15 protein-coding genes are annotated in these 18,455 nt (G+C 72.4%); 9 read left to right on the top strand and 6 right to left on the bottom strand.

Features of this window, described 5'->3' with window-relative positions:
• Positions 1-200 precede the first annotated feature (200 nt).
• Positions 201-851, bottom strand: coding sequence for a phosphatase PAP2 family protein (locus ACIP8W_RS17780; RefSeq protein ID WP_401956794.1), 651 nt, complete (start codon positions 849-851; stop codon positions 201-203).
• Between the two features lie 194 nt (positions 852-1,045).
• Between ACIP8W_RS17780 and ACIP8W_RS17775 the strand changes: the two genes are divergently transcribed.
• Complete coding sequence (locus ACIP8W_RS17775; RefSeq protein WP_402154369.1) at positions 1,046-2,014, top strand: hypothetical protein; 969 nt, start codon at positions 1,046-1,048, stop codon at positions 2,012-2,014.
• A gap of 84 nt (positions 2,015-2,098) precedes the next feature.
• On the opposite strand, the gene disA is transcribed toward ACIP8W_RS17775, so the two are convergent.
• Both disA and radA read right to left on the bottom strand, forming a co-directional pair.
• Positions 2,099-3,223, bottom strand: a complete 1,125-nt coding sequence (gene disA / locus ACIP8W_RS17770) for a DNA integrity scanning diadenylate cyclase DisA (protein ID WP_401956796.1) — start codon at positions 3,221-3,223, stop codon at positions 2,099-2,101.
• A 44-nt stretch (positions 3,224-3,267) separates the two neighbouring features.
• Positions 3,268-4,677 (bottom strand): DNA repair protein RadA, encoded by a 1,410-nt coding sequence (gene radA / locus ACIP8W_RS17765; protein WP_401956797.1) that lies wholly within the window; start codon positions 4,675-4,677, stop codon positions 3,268-3,270.
• 237 nt (positions 4,678-4,914) lie between these two features.
• Between radA and ACIP8W_RS17760 the strand changes: the two genes are divergently transcribed.
• Positions 4,915-6,645 (top strand): hypothetical protein, encoded by a 1,731-nt coding sequence (locus tag ACIP8W_RS17760; protein ID WP_401956799.1) that lies wholly within the window; start codon positions 4,915-4,917, stop codon positions 6,643-6,645.
• 12 nt (positions 6,646-6,657) lie between these two features.
• On the opposite strand, the gene ACIP8W_RS17755 is transcribed toward ACIP8W_RS17760, so the two are convergent.
• The gene (locus ACIP8W_RS17755; protein ID WP_401956802.1) at positions 6,658-7,509 is read right to left on the bottom strand and encodes a hypothetical protein; all 852 of its coding nucleotides are present in this window, start codon (positions 7,507-7,509) and stop codon (positions 6,658-6,660) included.
• A gap of 40 nt (positions 7,510-7,549) precedes the next feature.
• Here ACIP8W_RS17755 and ACIP8W_RS17750 point away from each other — a divergent pair, with 40 nt between their 5' ends.
• The 3 genes from ACIP8W_RS17750 (at position 7,550) to ilvD (ending at position 11,572) form a co-directional block, all read left to right on the top strand.
• Positions 7,550-8,482 (top strand): Ppx/GppA family phosphatase, encoded by a 933-nt coding sequence (locus ACIP8W_RS17750; protein ID WP_401956804.1) that lies wholly within the window; start codon positions 7,550-7,552, stop codon positions 8,480-8,482.
• A 155-nt stretch (positions 8,483-8,637) separates the two neighbouring features.
• Positions 8,638-9,519, top strand: a complete 882-nt coding sequence (locus ACIP8W_RS17745) for a sugar phosphate isomerase/epimerase family protein (protein WP_402203718.1) — start codon at positions 8,638-8,640, stop codon at positions 9,517-9,519.
• Between the two features lie 202 nt (positions 9,520-9,721).
• Positions 9,722-11,572: a dihydroxy-acid dehydratase gene (gene ilvD, locus ACIP8W_RS17740; protein ID WP_401956806.1), complete on the top strand. Its 1,851-nt coding sequence runs from the start codon at positions 9,722-9,724 to the stop codon at positions 11,570-11,572.
• Positions 11,573-11,700: 128 nt separating this feature from the next.
• Here ilvD and ACIP8W_RS17735 read toward each other — a convergent pair whose 3' ends face one another.
• Complete coding sequence (locus ACIP8W_RS17735) at positions 11,701-13,938, bottom strand: PQQ-binding-like beta-propeller repeat protein (protein WP_402203613.1); 2,238 nt, start codon at positions 13,936-13,938, stop codon at positions 11,701-11,703.
• A 126-nt stretch (positions 13,939-14,064) separates the two neighbouring features.
• Here ACIP8W_RS17735 and ACIP8W_RS17730 point away from each other — a divergent pair, with 126 nt between their 5' ends.
• The 4 genes from ACIP8W_RS17730 (at position 14,065) to proC (ending at position 16,856) form a co-directional block, all read left to right on the top strand.
• Entirely contained in the window at positions 14,065-14,394 is a 330-nt protein-coding gene (locus ACIP8W_RS17730) for a peptidase (protein ID WP_401956810.1), read from the top strand.
• Positions 14,395-14,551: 157 nt separating this feature from the next.
• The gene (locus ACIP8W_RS17725; protein ID WP_401956812.1) at positions 14,552-15,091 is read left to right on the top strand and encodes a hypothetical protein; all 540 of its coding nucleotides are present in this window, start codon (positions 14,552-14,554) and stop codon (positions 15,089-15,091) included.
• Positions 15,092-15,155: 64 nt separating this feature from the next.
• Positions 15,156-15,905 carry a class I SAM-dependent methyltransferase gene (locus tag ACIP8W_RS17720; protein ID WP_401956813.1) on the top strand — a complete coding sequence of 250 codons (750 nt, stop codon included), beginning with the start codon at positions 15,156-15,158 and terminating at the stop codon, positions 15,903-15,905.
• Between the two features lie 141 nt (positions 15,906-16,046).
• A complete protein-coding gene (gene proC, locus ACIP8W_RS17715) occupies positions 16,047-16,856 on the top strand; it encodes a pyrroline-5-carboxylate reductase (RefSeq protein ID WP_401956815.1) in 810 nt (269 codons plus the stop codon).
• A gap of 36 nt (positions 16,857-16,892) precedes the next feature.
• On the opposite strand, the gene trpS is transcribed toward proC, so the two are convergent.
• The gene (gene trpS / locus ACIP8W_RS17710; protein WP_401956816.1) at positions 16,893-17,891 is read right to left on the bottom strand and encodes a tryptophan--tRNA ligase; all 999 of its coding nucleotides are present in this window, start codon (positions 17,889-17,891) and stop codon (positions 16,893-16,895) included.
• Positions 17,892-18,455 lie beyond the last annotated feature (564 nt).

The raw sequence follows: 18,455 nt of genomic DNA, 5'->3' as shown, positions 1-18,455 counted from the left end.
GCAGCACCGATCCTGGCACGACCGGGGACGGCGGTGGTGCGGCAGGCGGGCGTACGCCGGAGGTTGTCACGCGCCCGGGTCCGCCGCCTGCCCGCTCTCGCCGTCCTTATCCGTCTCTGTCTCTGCTCGGTGTCTCTGCTCCGTGGGTTCCGTTCCGGGTCTCCGTGTTCCGTCCGTGTCTTTGTTCTCCGCCCGCGTGCTCAGCGACGGCCGGCGCTGTGCCGACCGCGCTCGACCCCGGCGCGTTCGCCCGTGCCCGCCATCCAGAGCACCAGCCCGGACCGGCTCGTCCGCATGGTGGTGACCAGTGCACCCACCGGACGGGCGGCTGCCAGCACGACGACCGTCACGACGATCCCGCCGAGGACCAGGCCGACCGCGACGTCGTGCGGGTAGTGGACACCGACGAAGACCCGGGAGAACGCCATCAACAGCGCCATCGGCACGGTCAGATAGGCCAGTACGGGACGGGCGAGGGCCAGGGCGATGGCCGCCGCGCCCGCGATGGTGGAGTGGTTGCTCGGGAAGGACCAGTCGCCGACCGGCGGGCAGGCGACGAGCGACGCCCCGGCTCCCACCACCGCCCGGCAGGGCCGGTCCTCCGTGAAGAAGAGCTTGAGCAGCTCACTGCATACATAGGCGACGGCCGTCGCGAGGGGGGCGAGCACCGCCACGGCCACGGCGCGGGCGCCCATGGGCCGCGCGATCCACCAGACGGCCACGAAGAGAGCACCGAACAACAGCAGTCCGGCCTCCGTCCACAGCTCGGCCAGATGTTGGAACCAGGAGGGGGTACTACGTGCGAAGTCGGTTATGTCCAGATAGAGATCGCTGGTTGCGCTGCTGTTCATGGGGAGAACGTACCGAGTTCGCTCGGGGTTCCTTTCACCTGAGGGTCTTTGGAGGCGGTTGAGGGGCTTGGGGACGGTCGAGGGACGGTCCTCGGCCGAGGGTTCGTCCGCCCAGGCTGATGATCCGTAAAACTTGCGAACACGAGCGGCATGGGGGGAGGGAGTTGGCGCCGATCTCTCGTAGAGTTTGCGGCGTGGGATCTCTGCGCAATCCGGTCGGGCCGCTTCCCTCCACCATCTACTGGCGACGGAGGGCCATCGCTGCGGCGCTGATCGCGCTGCTCGCGTTGCTGGCCGTATGGTTCTTCGTCAGCTCCGGGGGGAGCGAGGGGAAGAAGAGCGCCGGTCTGTCCGACGGCGCCAACCCCGCGAAGACCATCGGCCCGGGGCCCACCCCGTCGGGCACGGCGATCAGCCAACAGCCGGGCGGACGCGACGAGTCCGACGCCTCGGGGGCGGGCGGCGACACCTCGGACGGTACGGACACGGGCGGCGGCGGCAAGAACGGCGACCCCGGAGAGACCGGCGGCTCGGCCGGTACGGCGGGCTCCGGGTCGGACGCGGGCTCGGGGTCGGACGCGGGCTCCGGGTCGGGTTCGGACGCCGGGTCGGGTTCGGGTTCGGACGCGGGTTCCGGCTCGGGTTCCGGTTCCGGTTCCGGCTCCGGTGGAACTGACGGTACGTCGGGCGGCGGCTCCGGAGCCGAGGGGGCGACCGGGTCCACCGGATCGGGACGCCAGGTCGCGGCGGGCTCCGCGCTCCCCACCTGCTCCCCGGGCTCCCTCACCCTGCGCCTCACCACCGTCAAGGTCGCCTACGCGCCGGGCGAGAAGCCCTCGTTCCGGCTGCTCGCCACCAACACCTCGGACACGAGCTGCAAGGCGGACTTCGGCCCCGAGGCCATCGTGCTGACCATCACCGACACCGACGACGACCAGGTCTGGTCCTCCGAGGACTGCCCGAAGACCTCGGCGACGCTGTTCGAGGTCCCGGCGAACGGCAGCATCACCCGGACCGTCGAATGGGACCGTAAGAAGAGCTCCCCGAAGTGCGCCACCCCGCCCGCGGGCTCGGTCGGCCCCGGTACGTATCTGGTGGAGGCCGAGGCGGCGGGCGCTTCGGTGAAGCAGGGCCGGCAGTCCATCCGGCTGGAGAAGGACTGAGCGCCGGCACCACGGAGCGAAACCGCGAGGTGCCCCGGCCGATCGGATCGGCCGGGGCACCTCTGCGTTCCGTACGGGAAACCCCTAGACGTACCGCTCCAGGATCGACGACTCCGCCAGCCGTGACAGCCCCTCGCGCACGCTGCGTGCCCGCGCCTCGCCGACGCCGTCCACCGTCTGGAGATCGTCCACACTCGCCGCCAGCAGCTTCTGGAGCCCTCCGAAGTGCTCGACGAGCCGCTCGATGATGGCGCCCGGCAGCCTCGGCACCTTGGCCAGCAGCCGGTAGCCGCGCGGGGAGACCACCGAGTCGAGCGTCTCGGGCGAGCCGCTGTAGCCGAGGGCCCGCGCCACATTGGGCAGTTCGAGCAGCTCGGGATGGGTCAGCGCGTTCAGCTCGTCGAGCGCCTCCTCGACCGTACGGGACCGCTTCGCGGTCGGCTCCGGGACGTAGTCGCGCGCGACCAGGTTCCGCTCGGGCTCGACGCCCGCGATCAACTCCTCCAGCTGGAGCGAGAGGAGCCGGCCGTCGGTGCCCAGCTCGACCACGTACTCCGCGATCTCCGTGGCGATCCGGCGCACCAGCTCCAGCCGTTGCGCCACCGCCGTCACGTCCCGGACCGTGACCAGATCCTCGATCTCCAGCGCGGAGAGCGTCCCCGCGACCTCGTCGAGACGGAGCTTGTACCGCTCCAGGGTCGCCAGCGCCTGGTTGGCCCGCGACAGGATCGCCGCCGACTCCTCCAGGACCCGGCGTTCGCCGTTCACGTACAGCGCGATCAGCCGCATCGACTGCGATACGGAGACCACGGGGAACCCGCACTGCTTGGACACCCGGTCCGCCGTGCGGTGCCGGGTGCCCGTCTCCTCCGTGGGGATCGAGGACTCCGGGACGAGCTGGACGCCCGCCCGCAGAATCTTGGTGATGTCCTTGTCGAGGATGAGCGCACCGTCGAGCTTGGCCAGCTCGCGCAGACGGGTCGCGGTGAACTCCACGTCCAGGACGAAGCCGCCCGTGCACATCGATTCGACGGACTTGTCCATGCCCAGGACGATAAGACCGCCGGTGTTGCCGCGCAGGATCCGCTCAAGCCCGTCGCGCAGGGCCATGCCCGGCGCGACGGCGCTCAGCGTGGCGCGCATGAGCGCCTCATTGCCGGAGCCTGCGCCGGATTTTCCGGGTGCTGATGCCCGGTCGTTGGCTGCCACTGCACTCCTCCGGCTCGTACGGATGGGCGAGACCAGGGCAAAGTCTACCGGCGAGCGCTGTCGTCCTGTGGGGCGTCCGCACGACCCCGGCGCGGCAGCACCCGCAGAGCCTCGCCCATGTCGGCCACTTCCGTGACCTTCATACCGGCCGGGATCTTCCCCGGGTCGCTCGGAACGAGCGCCTGGGTGAAGCCGAGACGGTGCGCCTCGGCGAGCCGCCGCTGCACCCCGGTGACCCGTCTGACCTCGCCCGCCAGCCCCACCTCACCGATCGCCACCAGGTTCTTCGGCAGGGGGGTGTCGCTGGCGGCGGAGGCCAGCGCGAGGGCGATGGCCAGGTCGGCGGCGGGCTCCGTGAGCTTCACGCCGCCCACCGTCGCGCTGTAGATGTCGCGCTTGCCGAGCGCGCTGATCCGGCCGCGCTGCTCCAGCACGGCCAGCATCATCGAGACCCGGGAGGTCTCCAGCCCGGAGGTGGTGCGCCGGGGCGAGGGGATCTGGGAGTCGACCGTCAGCGCCTGCACCTCGGCGACGAGCGGCCGTCTGCCTTCGAGGGTGACGGTCAGACAGGTGCCGGGCACGGGCTCGTCGCGCCGGGTCAGGAAGAGCCCCGACGGGTCGGTGAGCCCGGTGATCCCCTCGTCGTGCAGCTCGAAGCAGCCGACCTCGTCGGTCGCCCCGTACCGGTTCTTGACGCCGCGGACGAGCCGCAGCCTGGCGTGCCGGTCGCCCTCGAAGGAGAGCACCACGTCCACCAGGTGTTCGAGCAGCCGGGGGCCCGCGATGGCGCCGTCCTTGGTGACGTGGCCCACCAGCAGCGTGGACATGCCGCGCTCCTTGGAGGCCCGGATGAGCGCCCCCGCGACCTCACGCACCTGCGCCATACCGCCCGGCGCCCCGTCGATCTCGGGAGAGGCCACGGTCTGTACGGAGTCCAGGATCAGCAGCGACGGCCTGACCGCGTCGAGATGGCCGAGGACGGCGGACAGGTCCGTCTCCGCGGCCAGGTAGAGGTGGTCGCTGATGGCCTTGATCCGGTCGGCGCGCAGCCGCACCTGGCTGGTGGACTCCTCGCCCGTCACGTAGAGCGTGCGGTGCTCGTCGGTGGCCGACTTCGCCGCGACGTCGAGCAGCAGCGTCGACTTGCCGACGCCCGGCTCGCCCGCGATCAGCACGACGGCCCCCGGCACCAGCCCGCCGCCCAGCACCCGGTCCAGCTCGGGGACGCCGGTGGGGCGCGCCGTGGCCGTACGGACGTCGACCTGGCCGATGGGGAGCGCGGCCGTCGAGACCCGGCCCGCGGCCGTCGTCCGCACCGCGGGCGCGCCGTATTCCTCGACCGTGCCCCACGCCTGGCATTCGGGGCAGCGGCCGAGCCACTTGGCGGTCGTCCAGCCGCACTCGGTGCAGCGGTAGGACGGCCGGTCCTTCGCGGATTTCGTACGGGCAGCCATGTCGTCACCGTATAGGGGTCCACCGACAGCGCCGACCACAGTGGGCGCGCGCCCCGGGCGGTCCGCCGCCGGGGGCGGTCGAAGCGGCGGCGGAAGCGGGTCATAGCTCATCGGAACGCACTGAAACTCATCGAAACATGGCGTTCCTGTCCCCTTATGGGGGATACCTTCACCCGTAAGGATTAAATATGCTCAAGAGATGTGAGGGGCCTCGGGTCCCCTGTCTACCGTCGCCGGGTGAAGAGCAGCAGCCCCGGGACCGAAACGCACACCACCGGCGCACACCGCGCGCTCCGTCGTGCGCCCCATACGGAGGCGCAGGTTCCGCCCGCACGGTACGAGCCGTACCTCGACGGCCTGTTCACCTACTGCCTCTCCGTCCTCTGCGACCACGGAGCGGCGACCGGGGCGCTGGGCGATGTGCTGGCCATCTCCGAGCGCCAGTACGGGCGTTGCCCCTCCGGCGCCGGGGAGCGCAGGGCCTGGCTCTACGCGATCGCCCGCTGGACCTGTCTGCGCAGGCTGGCCGAGCGGCGCCGGGGCAGGCAGGGGGCGCATTCGGCCGGCCACGAGCCGGACCCCGTACCGGCGCCCGAGGCGGAGCCGGCCACCGCCGAGCGCCACCGCACCGAACTCGCCCGGCTGGCCTGGCCGGAGGCGGCCGGTACGACCCCGGAGCAGCGCGAGGTCCTGGAGCTGGCGGTACGTCACCGGCTGGGCCCGCGCGATGTCGCCGCCGTGCTCTCCATGGACCCGGCCGCCGCCCGTGAGCTGCTCGCCTCCGCCGCCTGCGAGGTGGAGCGCACCCGCGCCGCGCTCGCGGTCGTCGACAGCGGTGACTGCCCGGCCGTCGCCCGGCTCACCGGCGACCATCAGGTGCTGCTCTCCGTCGCGCTCCGCCGTGAACTCGTCCGGCACGTCGACGACTGCCCGCGCTGCCGCCGCGCCGCCGAGCGGGCCGAGGCGCGAGGGCCCTGGCCCGGCTCGCGCCCGCCGGTCACCCCGGACGGGGCCGCGCCCGCCGCGCTGCCGCTGGTGACGGCGGACCGGAGCGCCGCGTACACCGCCATGACCCGTGCCTCCCGGGCCCGTACGGCGGCCCCCCGCTTCGGCCGCAACGGCTTCCCGCTGGACCCGAAGGACCGCGCGGCCCGCCGCGACCGGCTGCGGGCGCGCGCCGTGACGACGACCGTCGTGGCGACGGTCGTCGCGGCCCCCGTGCTCGCCCTCTGGGCGGCGTACCGCCACGCGCCGCAGACGGGCGAGGGCCACGCCGGCTCCTCCTCGGTCACGGCGGGCGGGAACGAGGAGCCCCGGGGCCCGGACGGACCCCACGACCAGTACGAGTACTACGAGAACGCGGGCAGTACGCAGCACAGCCGCCCGCCCGAGCTGTCGGTCGAGGTCATCAGCGACCCGGTGGGCGTCCCGCCCACCGGCCCGGGGAACCCCGACCCCGGCCGGCTCACGGTCGAGGCGCGCCCCGCCGGTGACGCGACGCTGATCACGCTCCGGGCCTCCGGCGGCGAGCCGGTCTCCTGGACGGCCGGCACCGAGGCGCCCTGGCTGCGGCTCGGCGCGCGGTACGGCACGCTCGCCCCCGGCGAGTCCCGTACGCTCCGCGCCGTCGTCGACCACGCGCGCGAGCCGTCCGGGCCGTGGAGCGCGCGCATCGCGGTCTACCCGGCCGGGGCCGTGGTGAAGATCCGGGGGTACGGCGCCAGACCGGCGCCGCCGCGCCGCCCGCCGTACCGCCCCACCGAAGCCCCGGCGCGCCCGCCCGTCACCACCCCGGCGCCGCCCGTCGCCGCCGTCGCGTCCCCCGCGCCCCCGCCCGTCACCGCGCCCCCGCCGAGCCCCGGCACCCCGGAGCCCTCGGCCCCGGCGGCCTCCGAGAGTCCCGGGCCCGAGCCCTCCGGCCAGGTCACCCCGTCCCCGGAGGACCCGCCGCCCCCGCAGCCGGACTGAACGCCCGGGCGATCAGCTCTCGCGGACCGGGTCCGCCGGGTGCGGGGCCACCAGGGGCAGCAGGCTCGCCATGCGCTGTTCGCAGAGCCCGGCGAGGACCTCGTACCCCGCCGGGCCCATCAGCTCGGTCAGCTCGGGCCGGTACGTCCGGTAGACCGGCTCGCCCGCGCCGTGCGCCGAGGTCGCGGAGGTGCACCACCAGTGGAGATCGTGGCCGCCGGAGCCCCAGCCGCGGCGGTCGTACTCACCGATGGAGACCTGGAGGACCTTGGTGTCGTCGGGGCGCTCGATCCAGTCGTACGTCCGCCGGACCGGCAGCTGCCAGCACACGTCCGGCTTCGTTTCGAGCGGCTCGCGGCCCTCGCGCAGCGCCAGGATGTGCAGCGAGCAGCCCGCGCCCGCCGCGAAGCCCGGACGGTTCTGGAAGATGCAGGAGCCCTTCCAGCGGCGCGTCTGGCGCTCCCCGTCGTCATCGGTCTGCGTCCAGCCGGTGGACGTGCCCTCGCCGTGGAACTGCCACAGCTCGGGAGTGAGACGCGCCACATGTCCGGCGACCCGCCGCTCGTCCTCCTCGTCCGAGAAGTGCGCGCCCAGCGTGCAGCAGCCGTCGTCCGCCCGGCCCGCCTCGATGCCCTGGCAGCCGCTGCCGAAGATGCAGGTCCAACGCGACGTGAGCCAGGTCAGATCGCAGCGGAAGACCTGTTCCTCGTCGGCCGGATCGGGGAATTCGACCCATGCGCGGGCGAAGTCCAGGCCCTTCTCGTCGGGGGTGTCCGGAGCCGCGGCCCGGACCTCCCGGCGCCGCTCGTCCTGCTTCTTCGGGCCCACTGCTTTGCCCGGCTTCGCCTTTTTCGTCTTTGGCACGGGTCCAGCGTATGCGCGACCGCGCAGTAGCGTTCCGCCCATGAGACTCGGAGTCCTCGACGTCGGTTCGAACACGGTGCACCTCCTGGCGGTCGACGCCCACCGCGGTGCACGTCCGCTGCCCGCGCACTCGTACAAGGCGGAGCTGCGGCTCGCCGAACTCCTCGCCCCGGACGGCGCGATCGGCCCCGACGGCGTCGACCGGCTGGTGACCACCATCGCCGACGCCCTCCAGGCCGCCGAGGACAAGGGCTGCGAGGCCGTCCTGCCCTTCGCGACCTCCGCCGTGCGCGAGGCGAGCAACGCCGACCAGGTCCTCGCCCGCGTCAGGAGCGAGACCGGTATCGACCTGGAGGTCCTCACCGGCGAGCAGGAGGCCCGGCTCACCTTCCTCGCCGCCCGCCGCTGGTTCGGCTGGTCGGCCGGGAAGCTGCTGGTCCTGGACATCGGCGGCGGCTCGCTGGAGATCGCGTACGGAATCGACGAGGAGCCCGACGCCGCCGTGTCCCTGCCGCTCGGCGCGGGCCGCCTCACCGCGGCCCGGCTGCCCGGCGACCCGCCCGACCCGATCGACGTCAAGGCGCTGCGCCGCCATGTGCGGGCGGAGATCGCCCGTACGGTCGGCGAGTTCTCCCGGTTCGGCAGTCCGGACCATGTGGTGGCGACGTCCAAGACCTTCAAGCAGCTCGCCAGGATCGCCGGGGCCGCCCGCTCCGGCGAGGGCCTGTACATCCAGCGCGAGCTGAGCCGTACGTCCCTGGAGGAGTGGGTCCCCAGGCTCTCCGTCATGAACGCCGAGCAGCGCGCCGCGCTCCCCGGGGTCTCCGAGGGCCGCTCCTCGCAGCTGCTGGCCGGGGCGCTGGTGGCGGAGGCCGCGATGGATCTGTTCGGCGTCGAGACGCTGGAGATCTGTCCCTGGGCGCTGCGCGAGGGCGTCATCCTGCGCCGTCTGGACCAGCTGCCGACCACGTAGGACTTGGCCGTACGCTGTCTGTCGTGGCAGATCCAGTGGTGCGCGTCGGGGATACGAGAAACGCACGGGATACGAAAAACGCACGGGATACGAAAAACGCACGAGGTACGGAAGACGCCCGGGGGACGGAGAGCACCCGAGGGACGAAGGTCGCGCTGTCGACTGCCTCGGTCTATCCGGAGTCCACGGCCACGGCCTTCGAGATCGCCGCGCGCCTCGGGTACGACGGCGTCGAGGTCATGGTCTGGACCGACCCCGTCAGCCAGGACATCGAGGCGCTGCGCCGGCTCTCCGACTACCACGGGGTGCCCGTCCTCGCCGTACACGCGCCCTGTCTGCTGATCACCCAGCGGGTCTGGTCGACGGACCCGTGGGTCAAGCTCCAGCGCGCGCGGTCGGCTGCGGAGCGGCTCGGGGCGTCCACCGTGGTCGTCCACCCGCCGTTCCGCTGGCAGCGGCAGTACGCGCGTGACTTCGTCACCGGCATAGCGCGGATGGCGGATGAGACGGATGTGCGGTTCGCCGTCGAGAACATGTACCCGTGGCGCTACCGGGACCGCGAAATGCTCGCGTACGCGCCCGAGTGGGACGTCACCAAGGACGACTACCGCCACTTCACCGTCGACCTCTCGCACACCGCGACCGCCCGCACCGACGCCATGGCCATGATCGGGCGGATGGGCGACCGGCTGGGCCACATCCACCTCGCGGACGGCAACGGCTCGGCCAAGGACGAGCACCTGGTCCCGGGGCGCGGCAGCCAGCCGTGCGCCGAGCTGCTGGAGGGGCTGGCGGGCAGCGGGTTCGACGGACATGTGGTGATCGAGGTCAACACCCGGCGCGCGATGTCCGCCGCCGAGCGCGAGGCGGATCTCGCGGAGGCGCTGGCGTTCGCCCGGCTCCATCTGGCGTCCCGCCCGGAGCGCCCGGAGCGCCCGGAGCGCCCGGAGCGCCCGGAGCGCCCGGAGCGCCCGGAGCGTACGGAGCGTACGGAGCGCCCGGAGCGAGCAGGGCGTACGGAACCGCCCGAGCGCTGAGCCCGGAAGCCGTCCCGGACCGCCCGGAACCGACAGGGGAACCCCGCCCCGACCGACCGGGAAGTGGAACGGACATCCCGCATTCCGGACAACATGTCCGGATCCTGGCCGGGGGCGTAGGCTCGGAAAGAGTCTTTTCTGCCGAAGGATCTGTTGAGGATCCGTCGAAGGATCCCAAGGATCCGCTGAAGGAGCGATCGGCATGCCCGAGCTGAGGTCCCGCACAGTCACCCACGGACGCAATATGGCGGGCGCGCGCGCCCTGATGCGGGCCTCGGGCGTAGCGAGCGCGGACATCGGCAAGCCGATCATCGCCGTGGCGAACTCCTTCACGGAGTTCGTGCCGGGCCACACCCACCTCGCCCCGGTCGGCCGGATCGTCTCCGAGGCGATCAAGGCCGCGGGCGCCGTGCCGCGCGAGTTCAACACGATCGCGGTCGACGACGGCATCGCGATGGGCCACGGCGGCATGCTGTACTCCCTGCCGTCCCGCGACCTGATCGCCGACTCCGTCGAGTACATGGTCGAGGCGCACTGCGCGGACGCCCTGATCTGCATCTCCAACTGCGACAAGATCACCCCCGGCATGCTGATGGCCGCGATGCGCCTCAACATCCCCACGGTCTTCGTCTCCGGCGGCCCGATGGAGGCAGGCCAGGCGACACTCGTCGACGGTACGGTGCGGAAACTCGACCTGATCAACGCGATCTCCGACGCCGTCGACGAGAACGTCTCGGACGAGGACATCCTCCGTATCGAGGAGAACGCCTGCCCGACCTGCGGTTCCTGTTCCGGCATGTTCACCGCCAACTCGATGAACTGCCTGACCGAGGCCATGGGCCTCGCCCTCCCCGGCAACGGCTCGGTCCTCGCCACGCACACCGCGCGCAGGGCCCTGTACGAGAACGCCGGACGGACCGTCGTCGAGATCACCAAGCGCCACTACGAGCAGGACGACGCCTCGGTCCTGCCGCGCAACATCGCGACCCGGGCCGCCTTCGACAACGCCATGGCGCTCGACATCGCCATGGGCGGCTCCACCAACACCATCCTCCACCTGCTCGCCGCCGCCCAGGAGGCCGAGCTGGACTACGGCCTCGCGGAGATCGACGCGGTCTCGCGCCGGGTCCCCTGCCTCTCCAAGGTCGCGCCGAACGTCGCCCCCGGCGGTACGTACTACATGGAGGACATCCACCGGGCCGGCGGCATCCCCGCCATCCTCGGCGAGCTGTACCGGGGCGGGCTGCTCAACGAGGACGTGCACACCGTTCACTCCGCGAACATCAAGGACTGGCTGGAGACCTGGGACGTGCGCGGCGGCTCGCCGTCCGCCGAGGCCGTCGAGCTGTGGCACGCGGCCCCCGGCTGTGTCCGCTCCGCCGAGGCGTTCTCCCAGTCCGAGCGGTGGGACACGCTCGACACGGACGCGGCGGGCGGCTGCATCCGCGATGTCGCGCACGCCTACTCCAAGGACGGCGGCCTCGCGGTCCTCAAGGGCAACCTCGCCGTCGACGGCTGTGTGGTCAAGACCGCCGGTGTCGACGAGTCGATCTGGACCTTCGAGGGCCCGGCCGTCGTCTGCGAGTCGCAGGAGGCCGCCGTCGACAAGATCCTCCGCAAGGAGATCGCCGAGGGCGATGTCATCGTCATCCGGTACGAGGGCCCGCGCGGCGGCCCCGGTATGCAGGAGATGCTCTACCCGACCTCGTATCTGAAGGGCCGGGGGCTCGGCAAGTCCTGCGCGCTGATCACGGACGGCCGCTTCTCCGGCGGCACCTCCGGCCTCTCGATCGGCCACGCCTCCCCGGAAGCGGCCTCGGGCGGCACGATCGCGCTGGTCCACGACGGCGACCGGATCCGCATCGACATCCCGAACCGCTCGATCGACCTGCTCGTCCCCGAAGAGGAGCTGGCCACCCGCCGCGAGGCGCTGAACGGCGTGTACGAACCGGCGCACCGCGAGCGCAAGGTGTCGGTGGCGCTGCGCGCCTACGCGGCGATGGCGACGAGCGCGGACAAGGGCGCGGTCAGGGACGTCTCGAAGCTGGGCTGACCTTCTTTCGTACGTACTTCTCGTACGTACTTCTCGTACGTACTTCTCGTACGTCCGAACGTGCGTACGGGTGTGCGCCCCGGATCCCCACGGACCCGGGGCGCACAGCTGTCACCGGCCCTCCGGTGTCACCAGCCCTCCGGATCCCGCCCGTCGACGGCGAAGACCGTCCCGTCCGGCGCGGAGGCGAAGACCCTGCCCGACACGGCGACCGGCGCGGCCAGCGCCGGGGCGAGCGTGCCGGGCTCGGCGCTCATACGCGGCCTCGTCTGTCCCAGCAGCACCCCGCGCCGCCCGTCCACGGCGAGCAGCCGCCCGTCGCCCGCGCTCAGATACACATGGCCCCCGGCGACGGCGGGACGCGAGGCCCGGGTCACCGAGGTCTCCAGCCGCCAGCGGATCCCCGGGCGCCCGCCCGTCGCGACGGCGAGCAGCGATCCGGAGTACCCCACGACGTGGACCGTGTCGCCGTCCACCGTCGCCTGCGCCTGGTCGACCGGCGCGTCGAGCGGGACCCGCCGTACGGCACGGCTCCGCGCGTCGATCCGTACGACGGACCGCGTCAGCTGGTCGGGGTCGGTGCCGAGCAGGAAGAGCGCCCTGCCCGTGGCCCCCACCGGGGTGAGGCCGCCCGCCAGCCGCTCCTTCCAGAGCGGCGCCCCGGTGGCCGGGTCGAGGGCGCTCACCTCGGTGGCCGTGCCGTCGTCCGAGGGGGTCGCCCCGAACAGCGGACCGGCCGCGCCGCTCGCCGCCGTCCAGACCGTGCCCGTACCCCCGCGCCTCCCCGACCAGCGCTCGGTCCCGGTCGCCGCGTCCAGGGAACGCACCCGCCCGTCGTACGACACGAGCAGTACGGAATCGGCGGTGTGCCGGACGGCGGCGTACGAGGAGACGTCGGTCCCCCAGCGCCTGGCGCCCGAGCCGGGGTCCAGCGCCTCCAGCCGCCCCCCGCCCGGGGCGACGACATGCAGCAGCCCGCCGGAGAGGACGGGCGGCGCGCCCCCGTCCGTACCGGCCTCCGTCCGGCCGGCCCCGATCCGCCACCCGACCCGGCCGGTCACGGGGTCGAGCCGGGCGGCCCGGACACCGGGACCGGCGCAGTACACCCCCGATACCCCCGCGCCACCGCTCCCGGCCGAGCAGACGGGCATCCCGTCCCCGCCGAGCGTGGTCTGCCACGGTACGAACCCCCGTACCGCCGGCTCCACCGGCCGGCTGATGGGCGCGCTGTCGTCCCCCATGGCCCGCACCCCCACCACCCCGGCCGCGCCCAGCACCGCCACCGCCGCGCCGGCCGCCACCCAACGGCCCCGCCGCCGACCGCCCAGGGCCGGGGACCGCACGGCCCCCGGCAGCCGCGTCCGCAGCCGGGACGCGGGGGAGTGGGTGGTGTCGGGCGCGAGCCGGGCCGGCTCCGTACCGGTAGCGGTGGAACGACGCTGCGAGGGTACGAGCGGACTGGTCCCCGGCGCACCGGGGACGCCCGGAGCGCCGGGCGTCCCCCGTATCTCCCGCGTCCCCCATACCCCACTGGCCTCCTGGACCCCCACGCGCAGCGACGCCATCACCTCGTCCGGCGTCGGGCGTTCGGCGGGATCCTTCGCCAGACACCGGATGACCAGGGGCAGCAGTTCCTCGGGCACCCCGGCCAGATCCGGTTCGTTGTGCACGACCTGGTACGCCACGATGTACGGGCTGTCCGAATCGAAGGGCCCGCGCCCGGTCGCCGCGTGCACCAGCACCGCGCCCATGGCGAACACATCGGCGGCGGGCCCGACTTCGCGCGGCCGCTGGAACTGCTCGGGAGCCATGAACGGCGGGGTGCCGATCAGCTTGCCCGTCTCCGTCCGCAGATCGCTGTCGACCGGGCGCGAGATACCGAAGTCGATGACCTTGGGCCCGTCCGGCGCCAACAGGACATTGCTCGGCTTGAGATCGCGGTGCACCACCCCGGCCCGGTGGATGTCCCGCAGCCCCTCGGCCAGCCCCGCGCCGAGCATGATCAGCTCAGTGGGGCCCAGCGGACCGCTCCGCTTCACCCGCTCCGAGAGGGTGGGCCCGTCGATGAACAGCGTGGCCATCCAGGGCCGTACGGCCTCCGGATCGGCGTCCACGACCGGCGCGGTGAACGCCCCGCTCACCCTGCGGGCCGCCGCGACCTCCTGCCGGAACCGGGCTCTGAACTCGGGATCCGACGCGTGGTTCGTATGAATGACCTTGATCGCCAGCCGTAGCCCGGAGGCGGAGGTGGCCAGATGGACGACGCCCATCCCGCCGGAGCCCAGGGCCGATTCGAGCAGGTAGCGACCGGCGTAATCCGGACGCTCCGCTTCCGGGGCCGGCCCGGTGTTGCGCAGTGGCGGCATCGCCCACCCCCGTGGATTTCGTGCGCGAGCGCGACTCACGGAGCCTAGTCGATGATGCGTGCTATCAAGCCATGGCTTGCTAGCCTGCGCGGCTCAGGGATACGCACCTCAATGGGGGAGGACCGCATGTCGACCGAAGAGGTGGAGAGCACGGGAACGAGAGCGGCCACCGCGACCGATGACACGGACGCGATGGAAACCACGGAGGCCAAGCGCTACGCCGTACACCCCGACTACCGGGTGAACGTCCGCAGCGGCCCCGGCACCAACCACCAGCTGGTCAGGGTGCTTTCATACGGCGCGACCGTCCCGGTCAACTGCCAGAAGACCGGCGAGTGGATCGCCGGTCCGTACGGCACGACGAACCTCTGGGACAACATCGCCAACGGCCAGTACATCTCGGACGCGTACGTCTACACCGGCAGCAGCGGCTACGTAGCACCCCACTGCGCCTGACACCCGCCACACCCACACCCGCCACACCCACACCCGCCACACCGACACCCGCCGCACGCACACCCGCCAGACCCACACCCCGTCACGCCGGCGGGCGACACACCGACACCCGCCGCACGCACCCCGTTCCGCTCTCCCCCGCCGGGATAATCCGCCCGTGAGCGAACAACCCCCCGCACCGCGCCACCCCTCGGGCTCCGCCCCCGCCGCGTCGGCTCGCGGCGGGCCGGAGCCCGAGGCCATCCGCTTCTTCGGTACGACCTGGGTCGGCCACGACCCCGGCCCCCGGGGCTACGCACCCCGCCGCGTCGCGGTCGCCGTGGGCTCGCTCGCCACCGCCACCGCCGCCTGCTGCGTACTCCGCTTCGCCTACGAGGGCCTGGAGATCGCGGCCGTGGGCTCTTTCACCGGCCTGCTGGTCGTCGTGATGTTCGCGGTGTGCAGCTCCATCGCCTTCCGCCGGACCTGGGACGGCTACACCCGCCGCCCGGCCGACCCCGCCCGCGAGGAATCCCTCCGGGGCGTCAGGACGATCGGCTTCATCGGATCCCTGCTGGCCTATTTCCTCCGCTCCCTGACGGAGGCCCCGGGCGAAGGACTGCGCCGCAGGGAGTACGAGACAGCCGGAATCCAGTACGAACGCCGCGCCGCCCGCCGGAACGCGAGCCCCCGCAAGCCCGGACGCCGCCGAGGATAGGCCATGGCCCCAGGACAGCGGAGGCGCCATGGCCTCATGCCGAGCGGGTGGGCACCATGCCCTCATGACAACCCGACGCGCGCTCTCCTTCGACGCCGTGGCCGAGCAGTACGACACGGCCAGGCCCGGATACCCCGCCGCTCTCCTCGACACCGTCGAGGAACTGACCGGACGGCCCCTCAAGGGCTCCCGCGTCATCGACATCGGCGCGGGCACCGGCATCTCCACCCGGCTGCTGTGCGAGCGGGGAGCCCGCGTCACCGCCGTCGAACCGGGCCCCGACATGGCCGCCCGACTGCGCCGGGCGCTCCCCGGCACCCCGCTCGTCCGGGGGTACGGCGACGCCCTGCCGCTGGCCGACGGCTGCGCCGACCTCCTCACGTACGCCCAGTCCTGGCACTGGACCGACCCGGCCCGCTCCGTCCCCGAGGCGCTGCGCGTCCTCGACGAGGGCGGGGCGCTCGCCCTGTGGTGGAACGTCTCGGACGCCTCGGTGGAGTGGATCGCGGCACAGGACCGGCGGATCCGCCGCTGGACCGGCGACACGGCCCACGGCGCGCACAGCTCCTCGGAGTACGGCAGGGACCTCCCGGCGTCGCTGGTGCCCGTGGCACGAGAGATGGGCTGGAGCCGTCGCGTCACGCTCGACACCCATCTGGCCAATCTCGCCAGCCACTCCGTCTTCCGGCTGCTCGGGGACGGGACCACGACCGCCTTCCTCACGGCGGAACGCGCCGAACTGCTCGCGCTCTTCCCGGACGGGACGGTGGAGGAGTCGTACGTCACGGAACTGACGGTCGCCCACAGAGCCTGACGGCCCCGGGCGGCCCGGGCGCTCGACGGACCGCCTCGCCCGTACCGCCCATCGGACACCTCACCCCCGCGCCCCGATCCCGGTGCGAGGATGGGCCAGGACGACAGCGAACCCATCCCCACCGGCGAGGTGACCCCCGCAATGCCCCAGACAGTCGCAGTCCTCGGCACCGGCAAGATCGGCGAGGCCCTGCTCAGCGGCATGATCAGGGCCGGCTGGCGACCGGCGGACCTGCTGGCCACCACCCGCCGTACCGAACGCGCCGACGAGCTGCGCGACCGCTACGGCGTCGAGACCGTCACCAACGCCGACGCCGCCAAGCGCGCCGACATCCTCATCCTGGCCGCCAAGCCCCAGGACATGGGCAAGCTCCTCGACGAACTCACCCCCCATGTCACCCCCGACCGCCTGGTCATCAGCGCCGCAGCCGGAATCACCACCGCCTTCATCGAGGAACGCCTCGCCACGGGCACCCCCGTCGTACGGGTCATGCCCAACACCCCCGTCCTGGTCGACGAGGGCATGTCCGTCATCTCGGCGGGCAGCCACGCCGGGCCCACCCATCTCGCCCACGCCGAGGAGATCTTCGGCGGCGTCGGCAAGACCCTCCGCGTCCCCGAGTCCCAGCAGGACGCGGCCACCGCGCTCTCCGGCTCGGGCCCGGCGTACTTCTACTACCTCGTCGAGGCCATGACCGACGCCGGCATCCTCCTCGGCCTGCCCCGCGCGCAGGCGCACGACCTGATCGTCCAGGCGGCCATCGGCGCCGCCGTCATGCTGCGCGACAGCGGCGAGCACCCCGTGAAGCTCCGCGAGGCGGTCACCTCCCCGGCGGGCACCACGATCAGCGCCATCCGCGAGCTGGAGAACCACGGGGTACGGGCCGCCCTCATCGCCGCCATCGAAGCGGCCCGGGACCGCAGCCGAGCCCTCGCCACCGGCAACGGCTGATCCCAGCGGGCCCGCCGACGGGATCGGCCGACCGGATCACCCGGCGGGCAGCAGCCCGATCGCGCGATAGGCCGCGTCGACCAGCGGCCGGGCCAGCTCCCTGGCCCGCGCCGCGCCTTCCCTGAGGACGCCGTCCACGTACCCCGGATCGGCCGCGAGCCGCGCGTGCCGCTCCCGCAGCGGCCGCAGCAGCTCGATCACGGCCTCGGCGGTGTCCTTCTTCAGTTCCCCGTACGACGTGTACGCGCCGACCAGCTCGTCCGGGGTCCGGCGCGTGCACGCCGCGAGGATCTCCAGCAGATTGGCCACCCCGGGAGCGGCCTCCTTGTCATATACGACGTCCTCGCCGCTGTCGGTGACCGCGCGCATGATCTTCTTCCGTACGACCTCGGCGTCGTCCAGCAGGAACACGATCCCGGCGCCCGGCTCGTGCGACTTCCCCATCTTCGACGCCGGATCCTGGAGATCCATCACCCGCGCGGCCACCGGTGGCCTGGTGGCCCTCGGCACGGTGAACGTATGCCCGTACCGCTGGTTGAACCGCACCGCGAGATCCCTGGTCAGCTCCACATGCTGCGTCTGGTCCTCACCCACCGGCACCTCGTCCGTCCCGTACGCCAGGATGTCCGCCGCCATCAGCACCGGATACGACAGCAGCGAGAACCGCACACTCTCCCCGGACGCCCGCGCCCGAGCGCCCTTCTCCCGGTACTGGATCATCCGCCGCAGCTCCCCGTCCGTGGCCGTGCACTCCAGCAGATACGAGAGCCGCGCGTGCTCATCCACCTGACTCTGTACGAATACGGTGCACCCCGCCGGATCGAGCCCCGCCGCCAGCATCAGCGTGGCGGCCTGCCGACTGAGCCTGCGCACCCGCGCCGGATCGTGCTCGACGGTCAGGGCATGCAGGTCCACCACACAGAACAGTGCCTCGGCCCGGTACTGATCGACCTCGACCCACCGCTGTACGGCACCGAGGTAGTTGCCCAGCGTCAGATGTCCGGTCGGCTTGATCCCGCTGAAGATCCGCGTCATCTCTCTCACCCTCCTGGTCGGACCGCCGCCGCCGGCGGTCCGTACTCCCGGGGGAGAAACGCGAACGGCCGCCGAAGCGGCGGCCGTTGAGTGCATGCGTGTCGGTCGGCCGCCGGTCAGGCGGCCCACCACCGAAGGATGCGCGCATGCGATGTCATGGGCCCCAGGGTAGCGTCCGACCTCGCAAGTTGACATGCCAAACACGCATCCGTAATGTACTCCGAGCTGTCCGACGTGAGCACCGGCCCAGGCCGGTCCCCGGACAGTCATTCCGCAGGACCACACGACAAGCACACGACTTCAGGTCGCGCTGCTTTCCGCGTGGCTTTGCGAAATGAGGAATCCGCGTTCGAAGGGACGCAGCCCCGATTAGCGTCGGAGGCAGGGATTCCGCTAAAGTCTCACTCGTCGGAAGGGCCCAACAGCCCGGATGGCAGCCCACTCTGACTGGGAATCAGGACCGAAAGGATCTGGTAGAGTCGGAACCGCTGGAAAGGGAAAGCGCGAAAGCGAAGAACTGGAAAGCAAGCCCCGCTCCGACGGGGAATCGGACACGAAAGAGTC

Origin of the sequence: Streptomyces sp. NPDC088554, from assembly GCF_044752945.1 — a bacterium.
Lineage (GTDB): Bacteria > Actinomycetota > Actinomycetes > Streptomycetales > Streptomycetaceae > Streptomyces.
This window is presented reverse-complemented; position numbering and strand designations above follow the sequence as displayed.